At 31.2% G+C, this 19,036-nt stretch carries 12 protein-coding genes; 10 read left to right on the plus strand and 2 right to left on the minus strand.

Features of this window, described 5'->3' with window-relative positions:
- The first annotated feature begins 37 nt into the window (after positions 1 to 37).
- Entirely contained in the window at positions 38 to 2,854 is a 2,817-nt protein-coding gene (infB, locus tag ACH2BO_RS08085; protein WP_395044236.1) for a translation initiation factor IF-2, read from the plus strand.
- Between the two features lie 85 nt (positions 2,855 to 2,939).
- Here infB and ACH2BO_RS08090 read toward each other — a convergent pair whose 3' ends face one another.
- Entirely contained in the window at positions 2,940 to 5,135 is a 2,196-nt protein-coding gene (locus ACH2BO_RS08090; protein WP_395044237.1) for a TonB-dependent receptor plug domain-containing protein, read from the minus strand.
- Between the two features lie 582 nt (positions 5,136 to 5,717).
- Positions 5,718 to 6,107 carry an SPOR domain-containing protein gene (locus ACH2BO_RS08095; RefSeq protein WP_395044238.1) on the minus strand — a complete coding sequence of 130 codons (390 nt, stop codon included), beginning with the start codon at positions 6,105 to 6,107 and terminating at the stop codon, positions 5,718 to 5,720.
- 217 nt (positions 6,108 to 6,324) lie between these two features.
- Between ACH2BO_RS08095 and ACH2BO_RS08100 the strand changes: the two genes are divergently transcribed.
- The 9 genes from ACH2BO_RS08100 (at position 6,325) to ruvB (ending at position 18,938) form a co-directional block, all read left to right on the plus strand.
- The gene (locus ACH2BO_RS08100; RefSeq protein WP_395044239.1) at positions 6,325 to 7,662 is read left to right on the plus strand and encodes a c-type cytochrome; all 1,338 of its coding nucleotides are present in this window, start codon (positions 6,325 to 6,327) and stop codon (positions 7,660 to 7,662) included.
- 33 nt (positions 7,663 to 7,695) lie between these two features.
- Positions 7,696 to 10,761 (plus strand): TAT-variant-translocated molybdopterin oxidoreductase, encoded by a 3,066-nt coding sequence (locus ACH2BO_RS08105; RefSeq protein WP_395044240.1) that lies wholly within the window; start codon positions 7,696 to 7,698, stop codon positions 10,759 to 10,761.
- Between the two features lie 26 nt (positions 10,762 to 10,787).
- Entirely contained in the window at positions 10,788 to 12,197 is a 1,410-nt protein-coding gene (gene nrfD, locus ACH2BO_RS08110) for an NrfD/PsrC family molybdoenzyme membrane anchor subunit (RefSeq protein ID WP_395044241.1), read from the plus strand.
- An 8-nt stretch (positions 12,198 to 12,205) separates the two neighbouring features.
- Positions 12,206 to 12,733, plus strand: a complete 528-nt coding sequence (locus tag ACH2BO_RS08115) for a DUF3341 domain-containing protein (protein WP_395044242.1) — start codon at positions 12,206 to 12,208, stop codon at positions 12,731 to 12,733.
- Positions 12,734 to 12,741: 8 nt separating this feature from the next.
- On the plus strand, positions 12,742 to 13,299 hold the full coding sequence (locus ACH2BO_RS08120) for a c-type cytochrome (RefSeq protein WP_395044243.1): 558 nt from the start codon (positions 12,742 to 12,744) through the stop codon (positions 13,297 to 13,299).
- 30 nt (positions 13,300 to 13,329) lie between these two features.
- Positions 13,330 to 14,817 (plus strand): quinol:cytochrome C oxidoreductase, encoded by a 1,488-nt coding sequence (locus tag ACH2BO_RS08125; protein WP_395044244.1) that lies wholly within the window; start codon positions 13,330 to 13,332, stop codon positions 14,815 to 14,817.
- A 19-nt stretch (positions 14,818 to 14,836) separates the two neighbouring features.
- Positions 14,837 to 16,009: a cytochrome c oxidase subunit II gene (locus tag ACH2BO_RS08130; protein ID WP_395044245.1), complete on the plus strand. Its 1,173-nt coding sequence runs from the start codon at positions 14,837 to 14,839 to the stop codon at positions 16,007 to 16,009.
- Positions 16,010 to 16,036: 27 nt separating this feature from the next.
- Positions 16,037 to 17,833 carry a cbb3-type cytochrome c oxidase subunit I gene (locus tag ACH2BO_RS08135; protein WP_395044246.1) on the plus strand — a complete coding sequence of 599 codons (1,797 nt, stop codon included), beginning with the start codon at positions 16,037 to 16,039 and terminating at the stop codon, positions 17,831 to 17,833.
- An 82-nt stretch (positions 17,834 to 17,915) separates the two neighbouring features.
- A complete protein-coding gene (gene ruvB / locus ACH2BO_RS08140) occupies positions 17,916 to 18,938 on the plus strand; it encodes a Holliday junction branch migration DNA helicase RuvB (RefSeq protein WP_395044247.1) in 1,023 nt (340 codons plus the stop codon).
- Positions 18,939 to 19,036: the final 98 nt, after the last annotated feature.

Genomic DNA, 19,036 nt, shown 5'->3' on the forward strand with positions numbered 1-19,036 from the left:
TCAACCAAAATAAAAAAAAGAATTTATAAAAGATTTTATGTCTGAAGAAAGAATTATTAGAATAAATAAAGTTTTAAGGGAATTAAATATTTCGTTAGAAAGAGCTGTAGATTATCTTAAGGATAAAGGAATTGCTATTGATGCAAATCCTAATGCAAAAATTTCTGATGCAGAATTTAATATTCTACAAAATCAATTTGCTGGAGACAAAGGAAACAAAGAAGCATCTAAAGGAGTTGGTGAAGAAATCAAAAAAGAGAAAGAAGCACTTCGTCTAGAGAGAGAAAAAGAAATTGAAGACAAAAGAAAAGTTGAAGAAGAACGTCAACGTCTTGATGTAATCAAAGCCAAAGCTGTTGTTACTGGACCAAAACAAATTGGTAAAATTGACTTAGAAACTAAACACGTTCCAACTAATAAATCAGAACCAGTTAATATTGTTAGTGAAAAACCAGTTCATCAAGAAAAACCAGTTCAAGAAAAACCAAAAGAAGAAAAACCAGTTGTAAAAGCTGAAAAACCTTCAGAAAAACCTTCAGAAAAATCAACTCAACCAAAACAAAATCTTGAAAAGAAAGAGAAAGTTGAAACTACAGAAGAACCAATTGTAGACGAAACACATACAACTCAATACCAAAATCTAACAGGTCCAATATTAACAGGACAAAAAATTGATTTAACACAATTCAACAAACCTAAAAAGAAAGTTGAAACACCAAAAATAAATAGCGGAAGTAAAACAGATCCAAACGCGAATAAAAATAAGAGAAAAAGAATTCCGCCAAAACCAGGTGAAACTCGTCCTGGAACTCCAGGAGGAAATGCAACTGGTGGAGGACAAAATAGACCAGCTGGTGCAGGAGGAAATAAGTTTGGCCCAAATAAACCTGGCGGTGGTGGAGGTTTTCAAAAAGGAGCACGTCCAGCAATTGTTCAAAAAGTTGAGCCAACAGAAGAAGAAGTAAAAAATCAAATTAAAGAAACTCTAGAAAGATTACAAGGTAAAGGTTCTAAATCTAAAGCCGCGAAATACAGAAGAGATAAAAGAGATACGCACCGTCAACGTTCTGATGATGAACAAAGAGCATTAGATGAAGGTAATAAAACCATAAAAGTAACAGAATTTGTTACCGTTGGTGAAGTTGCAACAATGATGGACGTGCCAGTTACAAAAGTTATAGGAACTTGTATGTCTCTTGGAATAATGGTTACAATGAATCAACGTCTTGATGCCGAAACATTGACTATTGTTGCAGAAGAATTTGGTTTTGAAGTTGAATTTATAACTACAGACATCGAAGATGCTATAGAAATTGTTGCCGATAGAGAAGAAGATTTAGTAACTAGAGCACCAATTGTTACCGTAATGGGACACGTTGATCACGGTAAAACATCGCTTCTAGATTATATTCGTAAAGAAAATGTTATTGCTGGAGAATCTGGAGGAATAACACAACATATTGGAGCTTATGGAGTTACTCTTGATGGCGGACAAAAAATAACATTCCTTGATACACCTGGACACGAAGCGTTTACCGCAATGCGTGCTCGTGGAGCTCAAGTAACAGATATTGCAATTATTGTAATTGCAGCCGATGATGATATAATGCCTCAAACTAAAGAAGCAATTTCTCACGCTCAAGCAGCAAATGTACCAATGATATTTGCAATCAATAAAGTTGATAAACCAAATGCTAATCCTGAAAAAATAAAGGAAAAACTAGCATCAATGAATTTACTTGTTGAAGATTGGGGAGGAAAATATCAATCACATGATATTTCTTCTAAAGTTGGAACAGGTGTAAAAGAATTACTTGAAAAAGTATTACTTGAAGCTGAAATTTTAGACCTAAAAGCAAATCCAAATAAACCAGCAGTTGGAACAGTAGTAGAAGCTCAACTTGATAAAGGAAGAGGTTATATTTCTACAATATTAGTACAATCAGGAACATTAAGAATTGGAGATTACGTACTTGCTGGAAAAAATCATGGAAAAGTAAAAGCCATGCATGATGAAAGAGGTCACAACGTTTTAGTTGCTGGTCCATCTACACCAATATCAATTTTAGGATTGGATGGAGCATCAACAGCTGGAGATAAATTTAACGTTTTTGAAGACGAAAGAGAAGCTAAACAAATTGCTGCCAAACGTACTCAATTAATGCGTGAACAATCAGAGAGAACTCAACGAAGAGTTTCTCTTGCAGAAATTGGACGTCGAATTGCGCTTGGACAATTTAAAGAACTTAATATTATCCTTAAAGGTGACGTTGATGGTTCTGTTGAAGCACTTTCTAACTCATTTACTAAATTATCTACAGAAGAAATTCAAATAAATATCATTCATAAAGGAGTTGGAGCAATTACCGAAACCGATGTAATGTTGGCATCTGCCTCTGACGCAATTATTATAGGATTTAATGTTCGTCCTGCTGGAAATGCACGTCAACTTGCCGATAAAGAAGAAATTGATATCAGAAATTATTCAATTATATATGATGCAATTGATGACTTGAAAGATGCAATGGAAGGAATGCTTTCTCCAGAAATGAAAGAAGAAATTACTGGAACTGCAGAAATTCGAGAAACGTTCAAAATCTCTAAGGTTGGAACAATTGCAGGTTGTATGGTTACCGATGGTAAAATTTTTAGAAATTCTAAGATACGTTTAATTAGAGAAGGTGTAGTAATTTATACAGGAGAGTTAACAGCTCTTAAACGTTTTAAAGACGATGTAAAAGATGTTGCAAAAGGTTATGATTGTGGTATTCAACTTAAAAATTATAACGAAATAGAACAATTAGATATTATTGAAGCTTACCAAGAAGTTATGGTTAAGAAAAAACTGAAATAAAATTTTAGTCAAAAAAAAATCCTGAGTAATGAACATGCCCCAAAAAGTTAGACACTATTTGGGGCATTTTTTATGGAAAGAAAAGTTATAAACTATACTTCAAGCCACCATATAAATTGCGTCCAGGAGCATTCATTCCAGAAGCAAAAGTTCTATATTGAGTATCCAAAATATTTTCAACTCCAGCATAAAAGGTTGCCTTTTTAAACACCTTTAATGAAGTTTTAAAATTATAAGTTTCCCATGCTGGCATTCCTCCATTTGGTGCATATTGTTCATTGTCTTCTCCATTTAAAAAATAATCATCAATATTTTTCTTTCCATTATATAGCATGTAAGCTTCTATAGAATAATTGTTTTTAGAATAATTAAGACCAATTTTTCCATAAAATGGTGGGATATGATCTAAGGGAGTTTGTTTATTATCATCAATAATTCTTCCTAAAGTAGAATTGAAAGTTGAAGTAAATAATAAATTTTCTATAATAAAGGTTTTCATAGAAAAGGAAACTCCAGTTATAAAAGCTTTACCTTTATTTTGACTAGCAAATACTTGACTGTTTACACCATCATAAATTATTTCGGATGCACCGTTAAATGTAAATTTGTCTTTTACAATTGCATCAGTTAATCTAGTGTAGTAATAATTTGTTTCAAATTCAAAACGTTTATTTTTGCTGTTAATTCTAAAGCCAAAATCGGCAGTTAAAGTTTTTTCAGGTTTAATATTTTCATTAGGAACAACTACTGAACCAGCACTTGATTCAAACACTTTAGCCAAATCATCAATGTTTGGAACTCTAAACCCGGTACTTAAATTGGCAATTAAACTAAATTCATCATTTGTTTTATGAATTATTCCAGTCGATAAACCGTAAGTTAAATTACTTTGATTTATACTATCAAATGGTAATTCAAAAATAGAATTATCTTTTATAGTACTTTTTAATATTGTATATCCTATTCGTCCACCAATACTCCAATTGGTTTTATTATTTATAGATTCATTATAATGTATAAATAAATCATTTCTAAACATATTATTTTTTCCGTTTGGATATCGTGAATCAATAGTTTCGATTGCACCAGAATTAATATTTTTGCTATAAGCGGATGAATTTAAATTATCATAATAAGTTTCAATACCATATAATAATTCGCTTTTATTAAATTTTCTTTTTAAAACAGAATTTATTGAAAACATAGAAACTTTTTCAATACGGTTTTGTAAATTATAATTTCCAAATTTTCTATTATGCCTGCTTTCTTCAATGTTTTGATAACTTAAATCAAGTGATAAATCACTATTAAAAATAAATTTCTTTTTGTTTAAAGAGTAAATTCCTAATAATCTTTTTTGCGGACCATAATACCATTCTGCATTTTTTAATCCGGCACCACTAACATCTGTAAGTCTATCATATCTAGGAATATCTGTTGTGGTAGAGTATTGAAAGTTTAAATCATGTGTTAATCCATTTTTTTGTTTAAAAGAGAATTTTTGCATAAAGTCATATTGCTTATAGGCAGTAAATTTTTGAATAAATTTATTGTTATTGGCAACAAGTTCATCAACTACATTATTGGTTTGAACATAATAATCTCTTTCGCCAAAAAAGGCGTTGTTATGATTTTGTCTTCTTCCCATTTTTAAATCGCCAAAATCGTTTATAGAGAAAGAAGTTAGTGAGGCAAAGTTTTGTAAACCATAGTTAAGGTTAACATGTAATGATTTTTCTTCGTTAACAGATGAATATCGAGAATTTAAATTAGCATTAAATAAAGATTTATTAATTGATGAAAACAATGGCTTTTTTGTTTCTAAATTTATTGCACCACCTAAAGCATCACTTCCAAACAATGTTGAAGACGAACCATAAAAAATAGTTGTGTTTTCTAACATGTTTTCATCTACTGTTATTATGTTTTGTAAATGACCAGCTCTAAAAATGAGATTGTTCATTCTTACACCATCAACAAGAAGTAAAATTCTACTGGCCTCAAAACCTCTCAAAACTGGACTTCCTCCACCTTGTTGTGATTTTTGAACCGCAACATTTCCAGAATTAGAAAGTAAATCGGCTGTGTTTTGAAAATTCTGAAACTCAATTTCTTTCTTAGTGATAACTTCGGTTTTTTGAGATATGTTTTTTTTGTTTTTTAAATATTTTTGTGAAATAATCATCACTTCTTCTAAGTGACTTGTTTTTGTAGAATCAGATTTGTTTTGTGCAAATCCATAAAAGGAGCACAAAACTAAAAAATATAAATGCTTTTTCATTTTTAGTTATATATAAGTAAATAATTTCCATTTCTAAATTTTTGAAATGAAATATAAGGAGTTTAAATCTTTATTTAAACTAGAACTAAAAGTTAAAAAAGCTTGGTGGGTGAAAAATAGAAAAAGAATAGCAGTTTTTTATAAATTTAAGATTAGAAAAATTTTCTTTTTTTATAAAAAAATTATAGGTAGAATTAAAGTATGATATTTTAAAAATATATAGATTAAAATATTTTTTTGTCAAATGCGGATTACTTTTTTTGTTTTTAGAATGAAGAGTTTTTTTTATGCTTTTTAAAATAATTTCAGATTTGTCTTTGTAAGCAATAACATGAACTTCATTTTTTGTTTTTTTATATGATTTTACATCATAATAATGATTTTTGTATAAAAACTCATCCTTATCCGATAACTCATCCCAAAAATTAATTGAAAGTTTTATTAACTCATTATTTTCAGAAGACAATAATATTTTTCTATTAACTTGCATTATATCGGTTATAAAAATATCCGAAAACATCAGCAATAAAAAAGTGATGAATGTAAAAGAGATAAATAAAACCTTAATTCTTCTAAAAAACATTATTTGTTTGGTTTTATTAAAATTGAATTTGGGTATTTTTTCTTCAAAACAATGAAATTTCTTTCAGCTTCAATTCTAGTTTTAAAATTACCAACTATTACTTTATAAACCGGAGTGTTAAAAATTATTGTTGAATCATAGTTATTAAATTCCATTTTAAAATCTACTAAAACTTTTTTAGAACTTTCACTATCACCACTAAATATTTGAATTTTATAATTGTTATTGATTGTAAGTGAGCTGTTTAATTTTCTTTTTTCGTTCAATAGCTGTTCAAATTTTTCATCTTGACTAAGCACGATGTTTTGAGCTTTCATTACATTAATTGAATTAAAAGTGATAATTAAAACTAGGCAATATTTTATACTATTTTTCAATAAACTTCTCATAAGGGTTTGATTTATATGCAAATGTAATACTTCTATTAATATTCAAAAGCCAATTTATTATTTAGAATTAATATAAATTGATAATTAAGATATATTTAAGGTTTTGAGAATAATTCATAAGTCGTATTTTTGTGCAAGTTTTTAAAAATGCATAGACCTTTTTCTAATAATATTGCTAGAAAAATCCGTGCCAAAATTGTAGAAAATCATTAATAATATGGAAAAAGTGGGTAACCATAATTCGATTTCTAGGAATTTAATTCTCAGTTTAGCCTTAGCGCTATCATTCACCTTAAATTTATTTGCTCAAGAAGCAGTTCCTGTAGCTACAGTTCCAGCAACAGTTGCTGTTGCTACGCCAGTTGCTGCTGGTGGTGATGCAGTAAAAGGAAAGGAATTATTTAACACAAATTGTGCGGCTTGTCATAAACTAGATGCTAAAGCAACTGGTCCGGCACTTCGAGGTGTGGCAAACAAGCATGATATGGCTTGGCTTTATAAATGGGTTAATAACAGTTCAGAATTGATAAAATCTGGCGATGCAGCTGCAGTAAAAGTATTTGAAGAAAACAATAAGTCAGTAATGACAGCATTTCCTCAATTATCTAATGCTGACATTGATAATATTATTGCATATACTTCAACTCCACCACCGCCAAAAGTTGATGTTGTTGGAGGAAAACTACCAACTGGAAATGTACAAGAAAGTGGAATTTCTAACAATGTTATTTTAGGAGTTTTAGCATTCGTTATGTTAATTTTAGTAACAATGTTATTTTTAGTAAACAATGTGTTGACTAAAATTGCAAAAAATAACGGAATTGAAACCGCAGATAAAAAAATAGATTTCTTAAACATTCCAAGAGCTTTTGCTAAAAACCAATTTTTGCTTTTAGTTTCTGCAATATTCCTATTGTTAGCGAGTGGATATTTTGTTTACGGATATTTATCACAAATTGGTGTAGATCAAAATTATGCACCAATACAACCTATTCATTATTCTCACAGAATTCACGCAGGAAGTAACGGAATAGATTGTAAATATTGTCACTCGGCTGCTCGTACAAGTAAAAATGCTGGAATTCCTTCGTTAAATGTTTGTATGAATTGTCATAAAAACATTGCTGAAGTTTCTGATACAACAGCAACAGCTGATCATTCTAAAGCATTTTATGATGGAGAAATAAATAAATTGTATGAAGCTGTTGGTTGGGATAAAGCTGGGCAAAAATATACAGGTAAAACTAAACCTGTAAAATGGGTTCGTATTCATAATTTGCAAGATTTTGTATATTTCAATCACTCTCAACACGTTTCTGTTGCAGGAATTGAATGTCAAAAATGTCATGGCGAAGTTCAAACTTATGAAATACAAAAACAATTTGCTCCATTAACAATGGGTTGGTGTATAGATTGTCACCGCAAAACCGATGTTAAAATGGAAGGAAACGCATACTACGATAAAATTCATACAGAACTTTCTAAAAAATATGGTGTAGACAAATTGACTGCAGCACAAATGGGAGGTTTAGAATGTGGTAAATGCCACTATTAATATATTACTAAGAAGCTAATTTTTATATACAATATGTCATCAAACAAAAAATACTGGAAAAGTGTTGAAGAACTAAACGAAAATAGTTCTATTGTTGAGACGCTTAGAAATAACGAATTTGTTGAAGAAATTCCAACAAATGAATTTTTAGGAGACGCTGCGTCTTTGTCATCATCATCAACTACTCGTCGTGATTTTTTAAAGTATGTTGGTTTCAGCACAGCAGCTGCAACTTTGGCTGCTTGTGAAGGTCCAGTACACAAATCAATACCATATGTAGTTCAACCAGAACAAATTATTCCTGGAATTGCAGATTATTATGCAACTACAATGTTTGATGGTTTTGATTTTGCAAATCTTTTAGTAAAAACAAGAGAAGGTCGTCCAATTAAAATTGAAAACAATACTATAGCTGGAGCAAAATTTACTGCTAACGCTAGAGTTCATGCTTCAGTATTGTCATTATATGATAATATGCGTTTGAAAAACCCAACGATTGACGCTAAAAGTTCAAATTGGTCTGAGGTTGATGCAAGAATTAAAGCAAGTTTAATTGATGCTAAAGCCAAAAATGGTCAAATTGTTTTATTAACAAACACATTAGCAAGTCCATCTACAGAAAAATTAATTGCAGATTTTATTGCCAAGAATCCAAATACACAACACATTATATATGATGCTGTATCAGAATCTGCAGCATTAGACGCATTTGAAAGTGTTTATGGAGAAAGAGCATTAGCCGATTTAGATTTTTCAAAAGCAAATACAATTGTTTCTGTCGGAGCAGATTTCTTAGGAGATTGGCAAGGTGGAGGTTTTGATTCAGGTTATGCTAAAGGAAGAATTCCTCAAAACGGAATGATGTCTAAGCATTTTCAGTTTGAATCAAACATGACATTATCTGGTGCTTCTGCCGATAAAAGAATTGCAATGTCTGAAGCTAATCAAAAACAAGCTTTAGTAAAAATATACAATATTATTACAGGTTCATCAGTTCCAAATTTTTTAGATAAAGATTTTGATGAAGCCGTAATGAAAGCTGCAAAGCAATTAAATGATGCAGGAAGCAAAGGACTTTTAGTTTCTGGAATTCAAGATAAAAACGCTCAACTATTAGTAATTGCAATAAATCAAGTTTTAAAAAGCGAAACATTCTTAACTGCTGGAACTAGACAAATAAGAAAAGGTTCTAACGAAAAAATAACTCAGTTAATTGCTGATATGAATTCTAAAAAAATTCATACGATTATAATGAGTGGTGTAAATCCTGCCTATACTTTAGCCAATAGCGCAGCTTTTATTTCTGGATTAAAAAATACAAAATTATCAGTTGCTTTTTCATTAAAAGAAGATGAAACTGCTTCTTTAACAACTATAGCAGCTGCTGTTCCACATTATTTAGAATCTTGGAATGACCATAGTTTGACAAAAGGAACCTATTCTTTAACGCAACCTACAATTCGTCCATTATTTAATACAAAACAATTTCAAGATGTTTTATTGTCATTAAATGGAATTTCTGGTTCTTATTATGATTATTTAAAATCTAATATAGGAGGTTCTGTTTCTGGACTTACCTGGAATCAATTAGTTCATGATGGAATATATGTTGGTGCTACATCAAGTATTTCTGGAGGAACAGCCGATTATAGTGCTGCAGCAAATGCTCTAGCTAAATCAAATCCATCTTCTAGTTATGAATTAGTACTATATACAACAACAGGATTAGGTGATGGTCAACAAGCTAATAATCCTTGGTTACAAGAATTTCCAGATCCAATTACAAGAGTTTCATGGGACAATTATTTAACAGTTTCAAAATTTGATGCTGAAAAATTAAAATTAGAAAACGAAATTGTTGCTAATGGAGGATTAAATGGTAGTTATGCAACAGTAACTGTTGGAAATACTAAAATAACTGCTCCAGTAATTATTCAACCAGGTCAAGCAAAAGGAACAATAGGATTAGCATTAGGATACGGAAAAAAAGCTTCATTAAAAGAAGAAATGCAAGTTGGAGTCAATGCCTATTTAGTATATAATAATTTCAAAAATGTTCAATCTGCACAAATTGTCAAAGCAGATGGAGAACATGAGTTTGCAAGTGTTCAGTCTCAAAAAACCTTAATGGGTAGAGGTGATATTGTAAAAGAAACTACCTTAGAAGTATTTAAAGCAAAATATAACGAACCTCAAATTTGGAATCCTGTTCCAATGGTTTCACTAGATCATAAAGAAGTTCCTGCAACATCGGTAGATTTATGGGAGTCTTTTGATCGCTCTGTAGGTCATCATTTTAATCTTTCAATAGATTTAAATGCTTGTACTGGTTGTGGTGCTTGTGTTATAGCTTGCCACGCAGAAAATAATGTTCCTGTAGTTGGAAAATCTGAAGTAAGAAGAAGTCGTGATATGCATTGGTTGCGTATTGATAGATATTATTCATCAGAAGATACATTTGCTGGAGATAATAAGAAAAAAGATGATTTTGATGGATTAACAGGAGAAAAAGGTTCGCTAAGCGGATTTGGACAAATGGAGAATCCAGCGGATAATCCTCAAGTTGTTTTTCAACCAGTAATGTGTCAGCATTGTAATCACGCACCTTGTGAAACAGTTTGTCCAGTTGCTGCTACATCACATAGTCGTCAAGGTCAAAACCACATGGCTTATAATAGATGTGTTGGAACAAGATATTGTGCTAATAACTGTCCATATAAAGTACGTCGTTTTAACTGGTTCTTATATGCTAAAAACGATGAATTTAATTATCATATGAATGATGATTTAGGTCGTATGGTTGTTAACCCAGATGTAAATGTTCGTTCTCGTGGAGTAATGGAAAAATGTTCAATGTGTATTCAAAAAACACAATTAACAATTTTAACAGCCAAAAGAGAAGGAAGAGAAGTTGGAGTTGATGAATTTCAAACAGCATGTTCAAGTGCATGTTCAACTGGAGCAATGATGTTTGGAGATGTAAATAATAAAGAAAATACAATTGCTTTACTTGCAGAAGATAAAAGAGCTTACCATTTGTTGGAAAGTGTTGGTACAAAACCAAATGTGGTTTATCAAGTGAAAGTTAGAAATATATAATTAATCAAGAAACAATATAAAGGATTATGTCGTCTCATTACGAAGCACCCATTAGAAAACCCTTAGTTATAGGTGATAAAAGTTATCATGATATAACCGTAGATGTAGCTGCACCTGTAGAAGGTAGAGCAAACAAACAGTGGTGGACTGTATTTTCTATCGCATTAGCAGCTTTCCTTTGGGGAATTGGTTGTATAGTTTATACAATTTCAACAGGTATTGGTACTTGGGGATTAAATAAAACTGTAGGTTGGGCTTGGGATATTACCAATTTTGTATGGTGGGTTGGAATTGGTCATGCAGGAACACTTATTTCTGCCGTACTTTTATTATTCCGTCAACGATGGAGAATGGCTATTAACCGTTCTGCAGAAGCAATGACAATTTTTTCTGTTATTCAAGCAGGTTTATTTCCAATTATCCACATGGGTAGACCATGGTTAGCATATTGGGTTGTTCCAATTCCGAATCAATTAGGGTCTTTATGGGTTAACTTTAACTCACCATTACTTTGGGACGTATTTGCAATCTCTACCTATCTTTCGGTTTCATTAGTTTTCTGGTGGACAGGTTTATTACCAGATTTTGCAATGTTAAGAGATAGAGCTGTTACTCCATTTACAAAAAAAGTATATTCAATATTAAGTTTTGGATGGAGTGGAAGAGCTAAAGATTGGCAGCGTTTTGAAGAAGTTTCTCTTGTTTTGGCAGGTTTAGCAACTCCACTTGTACTTTCGGTACACACAATTGTATCTTTTGACTTTGCTACTTCTGTAATTCCAGGTTGGCATACAACAATTTTTCCACCATACTTCGTTGCAGGAGCAGTTTTTTCTGGATTTGCAATGGTAAATACTTTACTTATTATTATGAGAAAAGTATCTAAACTAGAAGCTTATATCACCATTCAGCATATCGAATTGATGAACATTGTAATCATGATTACGGGTTCAATTGTTGGTGTAGCTTATATTACAGAGTTATTTGTAGCATGGTATTCTGGTGTAGAATATGAACAATATGCTTTCTTGAACAGAGCAACTGGTCCATACTGGTGGGCATATTGGTCTATGATGACATGCAATGTTTTTTCACCTCAATTTATGTGGTTTAAAAAATTAAGAACTAGTATAATGTTCTCTTTTATAATTTCAATTGTTGTAAATATTGGAATGTGGTTTGAGCGTTTTGTAATCATTGTAACATCTTTACATCGTGATTACCTTCCGTCATCATGGACAATGTTTCAACCAACATTCGTAGATATTGGAATTTTTATTGGAACTATAGGATTTTTCTTTGTGTTGTTTTTATTATATGCTAGAACATTCCCAGTAATTGCACAAGCAGAGGTTAAAACAATTTTAAAATCTTCTGGACAAAATTATAAAAGACAAAGAGAAATAGAAGATAACAATCATTCAGAAAAACATTAATATTTATTATGAGTAGTAATAAAGTTATACACGCTATATACAATGATGATGATATTTTAATGGATGCTGTAAAGCAAACCAGAAAAGCACATCACCATATTGAAGAGGTTTTTACTCCTTTTCCAGTACACGGATTAGATAAAGCAATGGGTTTGGCGCCAACACGACTAGCAATTTGCGCTTTTATTTATGGTTGTATTGGTCTAGCAGTTGCAACAATTATGATGAATTTTATAATGATTACTGATTGGCCTCAAGATATTGGAGGAAAACCAAGTATGAGTTATATTCAAAACATGCCTGCCTTTGTTCCGGTTATGTTTGAAATGACAGTTTTCTTTGCCGCTCACTTAATGGTTATTACTTTTTATATGAGAAGTAGATTATGGCCATTTAAAGAAGCTGAAAATCCTGATGTTAGAACAACAGATGACCATTTTTTAATGGAAGTATCAGTAAATAATAATGAAGACGAATTAACTTCTTTTCTTAAAAGTACCGGAGCAATTGAAGTTAAAGTAATAGATAAGCATTAAAACTAGATATGAAAAGTTTAATTAAAATAGCAGCACTATTCGCATTAGTAATTTCATTTTCTTCTTGTAAAGATGATTTGAAACCTAACTATCAGTACATGCCAAATATGTACGAATCTGTGGCATACGAAACCTATTCAGAATCGAATGCTTTTAAATCTCCAACAGGATTAAATGGTAAAGAAGGACAACTTCCTGCAAATGGATCAATAAAAAGAGGTTTTGTACCTTATGATTTGCCAAATACTACAGAAGCTTACAATTCATCTAAATTGATAACAAATTCTCCTCTAGATTCATCAACCGTTGATATGAAAAAAGCCGAAGAATTGTTTACAATTTATTGTGCAATATGTCATGGTACAGCTGGAGACGGTAAAGGAAAATTAGTAAAACAAGAAAAATTTCTAGGCGTTCCAAGTTATAAAGACAGACAAATTACTAAAGGAAGTATTTATCATGTAATTACTTATGGTTTAAACTCAATGGGTTCACATGCTAATCAATTAAGTTCTAAAGAAAGATGGATGGTTGCCGAACATGTTCTTAAACTTAAAAATCAATAATTTAGATAATAAACAGATAGTTATATAGATATGTATACATTTTCAAAAAAATTAAAAACCACAGCGATTATTCTAATGATTTTAGGATTAGTTGGTATTGTGTATGGTTTTTTATCTGCTCCAAAAACTATAGAAGAGGTAGAAAAAATTGTTGCCGAAAGTCAACATGGTTCACATAACGCAGAAGTAGTTGATCACAAAACTACTTCACACGAAGCTGATCCAGTTATGGCTCATGAAGAAAATGATTCTTTAAAACATGTAGTTTCACATAACATGGAAATTACTGAAGACTCAACAAAAACAGATACTACTACTTTAGATTTAGCTTTAGTAGAAAAAATGGATAAAGAAGAAGCGCACAAAGTTGCAGAAATTGATGAAAAAGCTGAGCATAAAGAACATGTAGAGCATGTATTTCATCAATTACAAAATAAACCTTGGGCTGCATTATATGTTGCTTGTATTTTCTTTTTATTAATATCACTAGGTGTTTTAGCATTTTATGCAATTCAGCAAGTGGCTCAAGCAGGTTGGTCACCAGTTTTATTTCGAGTTATGCAAGGAATTACAGCATATTTACCAGTTGCATCTATAATTTTCTTCATATTATTATTACTTTCTGGTTTTCATGTTAATCATTTATTTATATGGATGAAAGAAGGTGTTACAGAAGTTGGACATGAAAACTATGATGCTTTAATAGCAGGAAAATCAGGATATTTAAATGTTGCATTCTGGTTGTCAAGAGCAGCAATTTTCTTATTAGGTTGGAATTTATATAGATACTTATCAAGAAAAAATTGTTTAGCTCAAGATGAAGCTAATGATAACTCTTTTTACAAAAAGAATTTTAAACTTTCTGCTGGATTTTTAGTGTTCTTTATTGTTACAGAATCAATTATGGCTTGGGATTGGATTATGTCAGTTGATCCACACTGGTTCAGTACATTATTTGGATGGTATGTTTTTGCAAGTTTCTTCGTAAGCGGAATTACAACTATTTCTCTAGTTACTTTATATCTAAAATCTAAAGGATATTTAGAAAATGTAAATTCAAGTCATATTCATGATTTATCTAAATTTATGTTTGGAATTAGTGTTTTCTGGACATACTTATGGTTTTCTCAATTTATGTTAATTTGGTATTCAAATATTCCAGAAGAAGTAACTTATTTTAAAACAAGAATTGAACATTTTAATTTGCCGTTCTTTGGTGCAGTAGTTATGAATTTTGTTTTTCCAATATTAGTATTAATAAATACCGATTTTAAAAGAATTGCAGGAATTATTGTATTTGCAGGAATTGTAATTTTATTAGGTCACTATATTGATTTCTTTAATATGATTATGCCATCTACAGTTGGTGAACAATGGTATATTGGTGTTTCAGAAATAAGTTCTTTATTATTTTTCTTAGGATTATTCATATTTGTAGTATTCAACGCTTTAACCAAAGTGCCACTTACTCCAAAACGTAATCCATTTATTGAAGAAAGTAAACATTTTCATTATTAATATTTAAAGTAAAAAACAAATGAATAGTTTTTTAGTTATCATAGTTTTAGTATTATTATCAATTGCTATTTGGCAATTAACTAAAATTTTTGACCTTACTCAAGTAGGAAAATCATCAGACGACTCTCAAGTTGCAAATGATACTGACAATAAAGTAAATGGTTACTTAATGTTTGCGTTTTTAATTTTTATTTATCTAACAACTATTTTTTGTATTGTTGAGTATGGACATTTTCCTATGATGGATAATTCTGCTTCAGAACATGGTAAAGATTTAGATCAATTAATGTGGATTTCAATGTTATTGATTTTCGTAGTTCAAACAATAACTCAAGCATTGCTTCATTATTTTGCATTTAAATATAGAGGAAGAAAAGGTCAAACAGCTTTATATTTTGCAGACAATAATAGATTAGAATTCATTTGGAGTTCTATTCCAGCTATTGTTTTGGCGGTTTTAATATTTTATGGACTTTACGCTTGGACAGATATTATGTTTGTTGACGAAAAAGACAATAATACTATGGTTGTTGAATTGTATGCAAAACAATTTGGTTGGGAAGCTAGATATTCAGGATCAGATAATGTACTAGGAAAAGCAAATGTTAGATACATTGAAGGAGTAAACACTGTTGGTGTAGATTTAGCAGATCCAAATGCACAAGACGATATTGTTGTTAATGAATTGCACTTACCAAAAGGAAAACGTGTTCTTTTTAAAATACGTTCTCAAGATGTACTTCACTCTGCATACATGCCACACTTTAGAGCACAAATGAATTGTGTTCCCGGAATGGTAACTCAATTTTCTTTTATTCCAACTGTTACAACTACTGAAATGAGAGAGAGTGATGATATGATTGAAAAAGTATCAAATATTAATGCAATAAGACAGAAAAAAAGTTTAAAACTTATTGCAGAAGGAAAGACTGGTTTAGACCCTTATACATTTGACTATTTGTTGTTGTGTAATAAAATTTGCGGAGCTTCACATTATAATATGCAAATGAAAATTGTTATTGATACACCTCAAGAATTTAAAACATGGTTAAAAGATAAGCCAACACTAGTTCAAGCTGTAAAAACTTCAAACGCAACACCTGAGGCAACCGAAGAAACAAAAGGAACTAAAGACACAACTATAGTGAAAAAAGATTCAACTACAGTTGCACAAGTCGAAATAAAAAAATAAAATAAAAATTTATATTTAAATATAGCAATGAGTCACGAACACGATCACAACGAACACGATCACCACGAAGAGCACCATCATAAAGATACGTTTATCACTAAATATATATTTAGTATAGACCACAAAATGATTGCTAAACAATATCTAATTACTGGTATAGTAATGGGATTGATTGGTGTTGGAATGTCAATGCTTTTTAGAATGCAATTGGCTTGGCCAGAAGAATCATTCAAATTATTTAGTTTCTTTTTAGGTGAAAGAATGGCTCCAGGTGGAGTAATGAATAATGAAACTTATCTTGCTCTTGTTACAATACATGGAACTATTATGGTTTTCTTTGTATTAACTGCCGCTTTGAGTGGTACTTTTAGTAATTTACTAATACCTCTTCAATGTGGAGCTCGAGATATGGCTTCAGGTTTCCTTAATATGGTTTCCTATTGGTTGTTTTTTACCTCAAGTGTTGTTATGGTTAGCTCATTATTTGTAGAATCTGGACCAGCATCTGCAGGATGGACAGTTTATCCACCATTAAGCGCATTGCCTCAAGCAATTTCAGGTTCTGGAATGGGAATGACACTGTGGCTTACATCAATGGCAATATTTATTGCATCTTCATTAATGGGTTCATTAAATTATATTGTAACAGTAATTAATTTAAGAACTAAAGGTATGTCTATGACTAGACTTCCATTAACAATTTGGGCTTTTTTCATAACAGCTGTAATTGGTGTTATTTCTTTTCCAGTTTTACTGTCTGCAGCTTTAATGTTGATTATGGATAGAGGTTTTGGAACTTCATTCTTTTTATCTGACATTTATATTGCAGGAGAAGTATTAAATTATCAAGGTGGTTCACCAGTATTATTTGAACACTTGTTTTGGTTTTTAGGTCATCCAGAAGTTTATATTGTATTACTTCCAGCTTTAGGAATAACATCTGAAGTAATTGCTACCAACTCTCGTAAACCAATTTTTGGATATAGAGCAATGATTATGTCTATTCTTGCAATTGCATTTTTGTCTACAATTGTTTGGGGACATCATATGTTTATTTCTGGAATGAATCCTTTCTTGGGTTCTGTATTTACTTTTACTACATTATTAATTGCAATTCCTTCTGCCGTAAAAGCTTTTAATTATATTACAACGCTTTGGAAAGGAAACCTACAATTAAATCCAGCAATGTTATTTTCAATCGGATTAGTTTCTACTTTCATTACTGGCGGTTTAACAGGTCTTATTCTTGGAGATAGTACTTTAGATATTAACGTTCACGATACTTATTTTGTAGTTGCTCACTTTCACTTAGTAATGGGTATTTCTGCTCTTTACGGAATGTTTGCAGGTATTTATCATTGGTATCCAAAAATGTTTAAAAGAATGTTGAATAAAAACCTTGGTTATATTCACTTTTGGGTAACAGCTACTTGTGCTTATGGAGTTTTCTTTCCAATGCACTTTATTGGAATGGCTGGTTTACCAAGACGTTATTATACAAATACTAACTTTCCATTATTTGATGATTTGCAAAATGTAAATGTTATTATAACAATTTTTGCATTAGTTGGTGGAGCTTTTCAAATTGTTTTCCTATGGAATTTCTTCTACAGCATGTTCTACGGTAAGAAAACAGTTCAAAATCCATGGAGATCAAATACTTTAGAATGGACTGCTCCAATAGAACACATTCACGGAAACTGGCCTGGAGCAATTCCAGAAGTACACAGATGGCCATATGATTACAGTAAACCTGGTCATGACGAAGATTTTGTGCCTCAAAATGTTCCTATGAAAGAAGGTGAAGAAGTATTACACCATTAATAATTAAAACATAAATATAAATATGCCTTTCCTTGTTGAAAGGCATTTTTATTTACAACCAACTTTGTTATATATTTGTACTATGAACGAAAATTTAGATCCTACAAATTCTAATTATAATCCAGAAGAACTCGATCTTGAAAAAAAATTAAGACCACTTTCTTTTGATGATTTTACAGGTCAAGAACAAGTTTTAGACAATCTAAAAGTATTTGTTGAAGCTGCCAATCAAAGGAATGAAGCATTAGATCATACACTTTTTCATGGTCCACCAGGATTAGGAAAAACTACATTGGCAAACATCTTGGCGAGTGAACTTGGTGTTGGAATAAAAATAACATCTGGTCCAGTTCTTGATAAGCCAGGAGATTTAGCTGGGTTGCTAACAAATCTTGAAGAAAGAGACGTTCTTTTTATAGACGAAATTCATCGTTTAAGTCCAATTGTAGAAGAATATTTATATTCTGCAATGGAAGATTTTAAAATTGATATTATGATAGAATCTGGTCCAAATGCTAGAACTGTTCAAATCAATTTAAGTCCATTTACACTTGTTGGCGCTACAACTCGTTCAGGATTGTTAACTGCTCCAATGAGAGCACGTTTCGGAATTCAAAGCCGTTTGCAATATTATAATACAGAACTATTAACAACCATTGTTCAAAGAAGTTCAGGAATTCTAAAAATGCCAATTACCATGGAAGCAGCAATAGAAATAGCTGGTAGAAGTCGTGGAACTCCTAGAATTGCAAATGCACTTTTAAGAAGAGTACGAGATTTTGCTCAAATAAAAGGGAACGGAAATATAGACATAGAAATTGCACGTTTTGCACTAAAAGCATTGCATGTTGATGCGCATGGTTTAGACGAAATGGACAATAAAATTCTAAATACAATTATTGATAAATTCAAAGGTGGTCCAGTGGGACTATCAACACTTGCTACAGCAGTTTCAGAAAGTAGTGAAACCATAGAAGAAGTTTACGAACCATTCTTGATTCAAGAAGGATTTATTATGAGAACTCCAAGAGGAAGAGAAGTTACAGAAAAAGCATACAAGCATTTAGGTAAAGTAAAATTGAATGTTCAAGGTGGATTGTTTTAAATGAGGAAGATGGAAGAATGAAGATGGAAGAATGAAGATGGAAGATGGAAGAATAAAAAATGAAGTTGGAAGAATGAAGTTGAAGATAGAATCTTGAA

This window comes from Flavobacterium sp., from assembly GCF_043773265.1.
Classification (GTDB): Bacteria; Bacteroidota; Bacteroidia; order Flavobacteriales; family Flavobacteriaceae; genus Flavobacterium.

Bases quoted from the DNA above. Each gene is read 5' to 3' on its own strand.
- ACH2BO_RS08120 (WP_395044243.1), top strand. From the start codon at position 12,742: ATGAAAAGTTTAATTAAAATAGCAGCACTATTCGCATTAGTAATTTCA.
- infB (WP_395044236.1), top strand. From the start codon at position 38: ATGTCTGAAGAAAGAATTATTAGAATAAATAAAGTTTTAAGGGAATTA.
- ACH2BO_RS08125 (WP_395044244.1), top strand. From the start codon at position 13,330: ATGTATACATTTTCAAAAAAATTAAAAACCACAGCGATTATTCTAATG.
- ACH2BO_RS08105 (WP_395044240.1), top strand. From the start codon at position 7,696: ATGTCATCAAACAAAAAATACTGGAAAAGTGTTGAAGAACTAAACGAA.
- ACH2BO_RS08135 (WP_395044246.1), top strand. From the start codon at position 16,037: ATGAGTCACGAACACGATCACAACGAACACGATCACCACGAAGAGCAC.
- ACH2BO_RS08130 (WP_395044245.1), top strand. From the start codon at position 14,837: ATGAATAGTTTTTTAGTTATCATAGTTTTAGTATTATTATCAATTGCT.
- ACH2BO_RS08115 (WP_395044242.1), top strand. From the start codon at position 12,206: ATGAGTAGTAATAAAGTTATACACGCTATATACAATGATGATGATATT.
- ACH2BO_RS08095 (WP_395044238.1), bottom strand. From the start codon at position 6,107: ATGAGAAGTTTATTGAAAAATAGTATAAAATATTGCCTAGTTTTAATT.
- ACH2BO_RS08100 (WP_395044239.1), top strand. From the start codon at position 6,325: ATGGAAAAAGTGGGTAACCATAATTCGATTTCTAGGAATTTAATTCTC.
- nrfD (WP_395044241.1), top strand. From the start codon at position 10,788: ATGTCGTCTCATTACGAAGCACCCATTAGAAAACCCTTAGTTATAGGT.
- ruvB (WP_395044247.1), top strand. From the start codon at position 17,916: ATGAACGAAAATTTAGATCCTACAAATTCTAATTATAATCCAGAAGAA.
- ACH2BO_RS08090 (WP_395044237.1), bottom strand. From the start codon at position 5,135: ATGAAAAAGCATTTATATTTTTTAGTTTTGTGCTCCTTTTATGGATTT.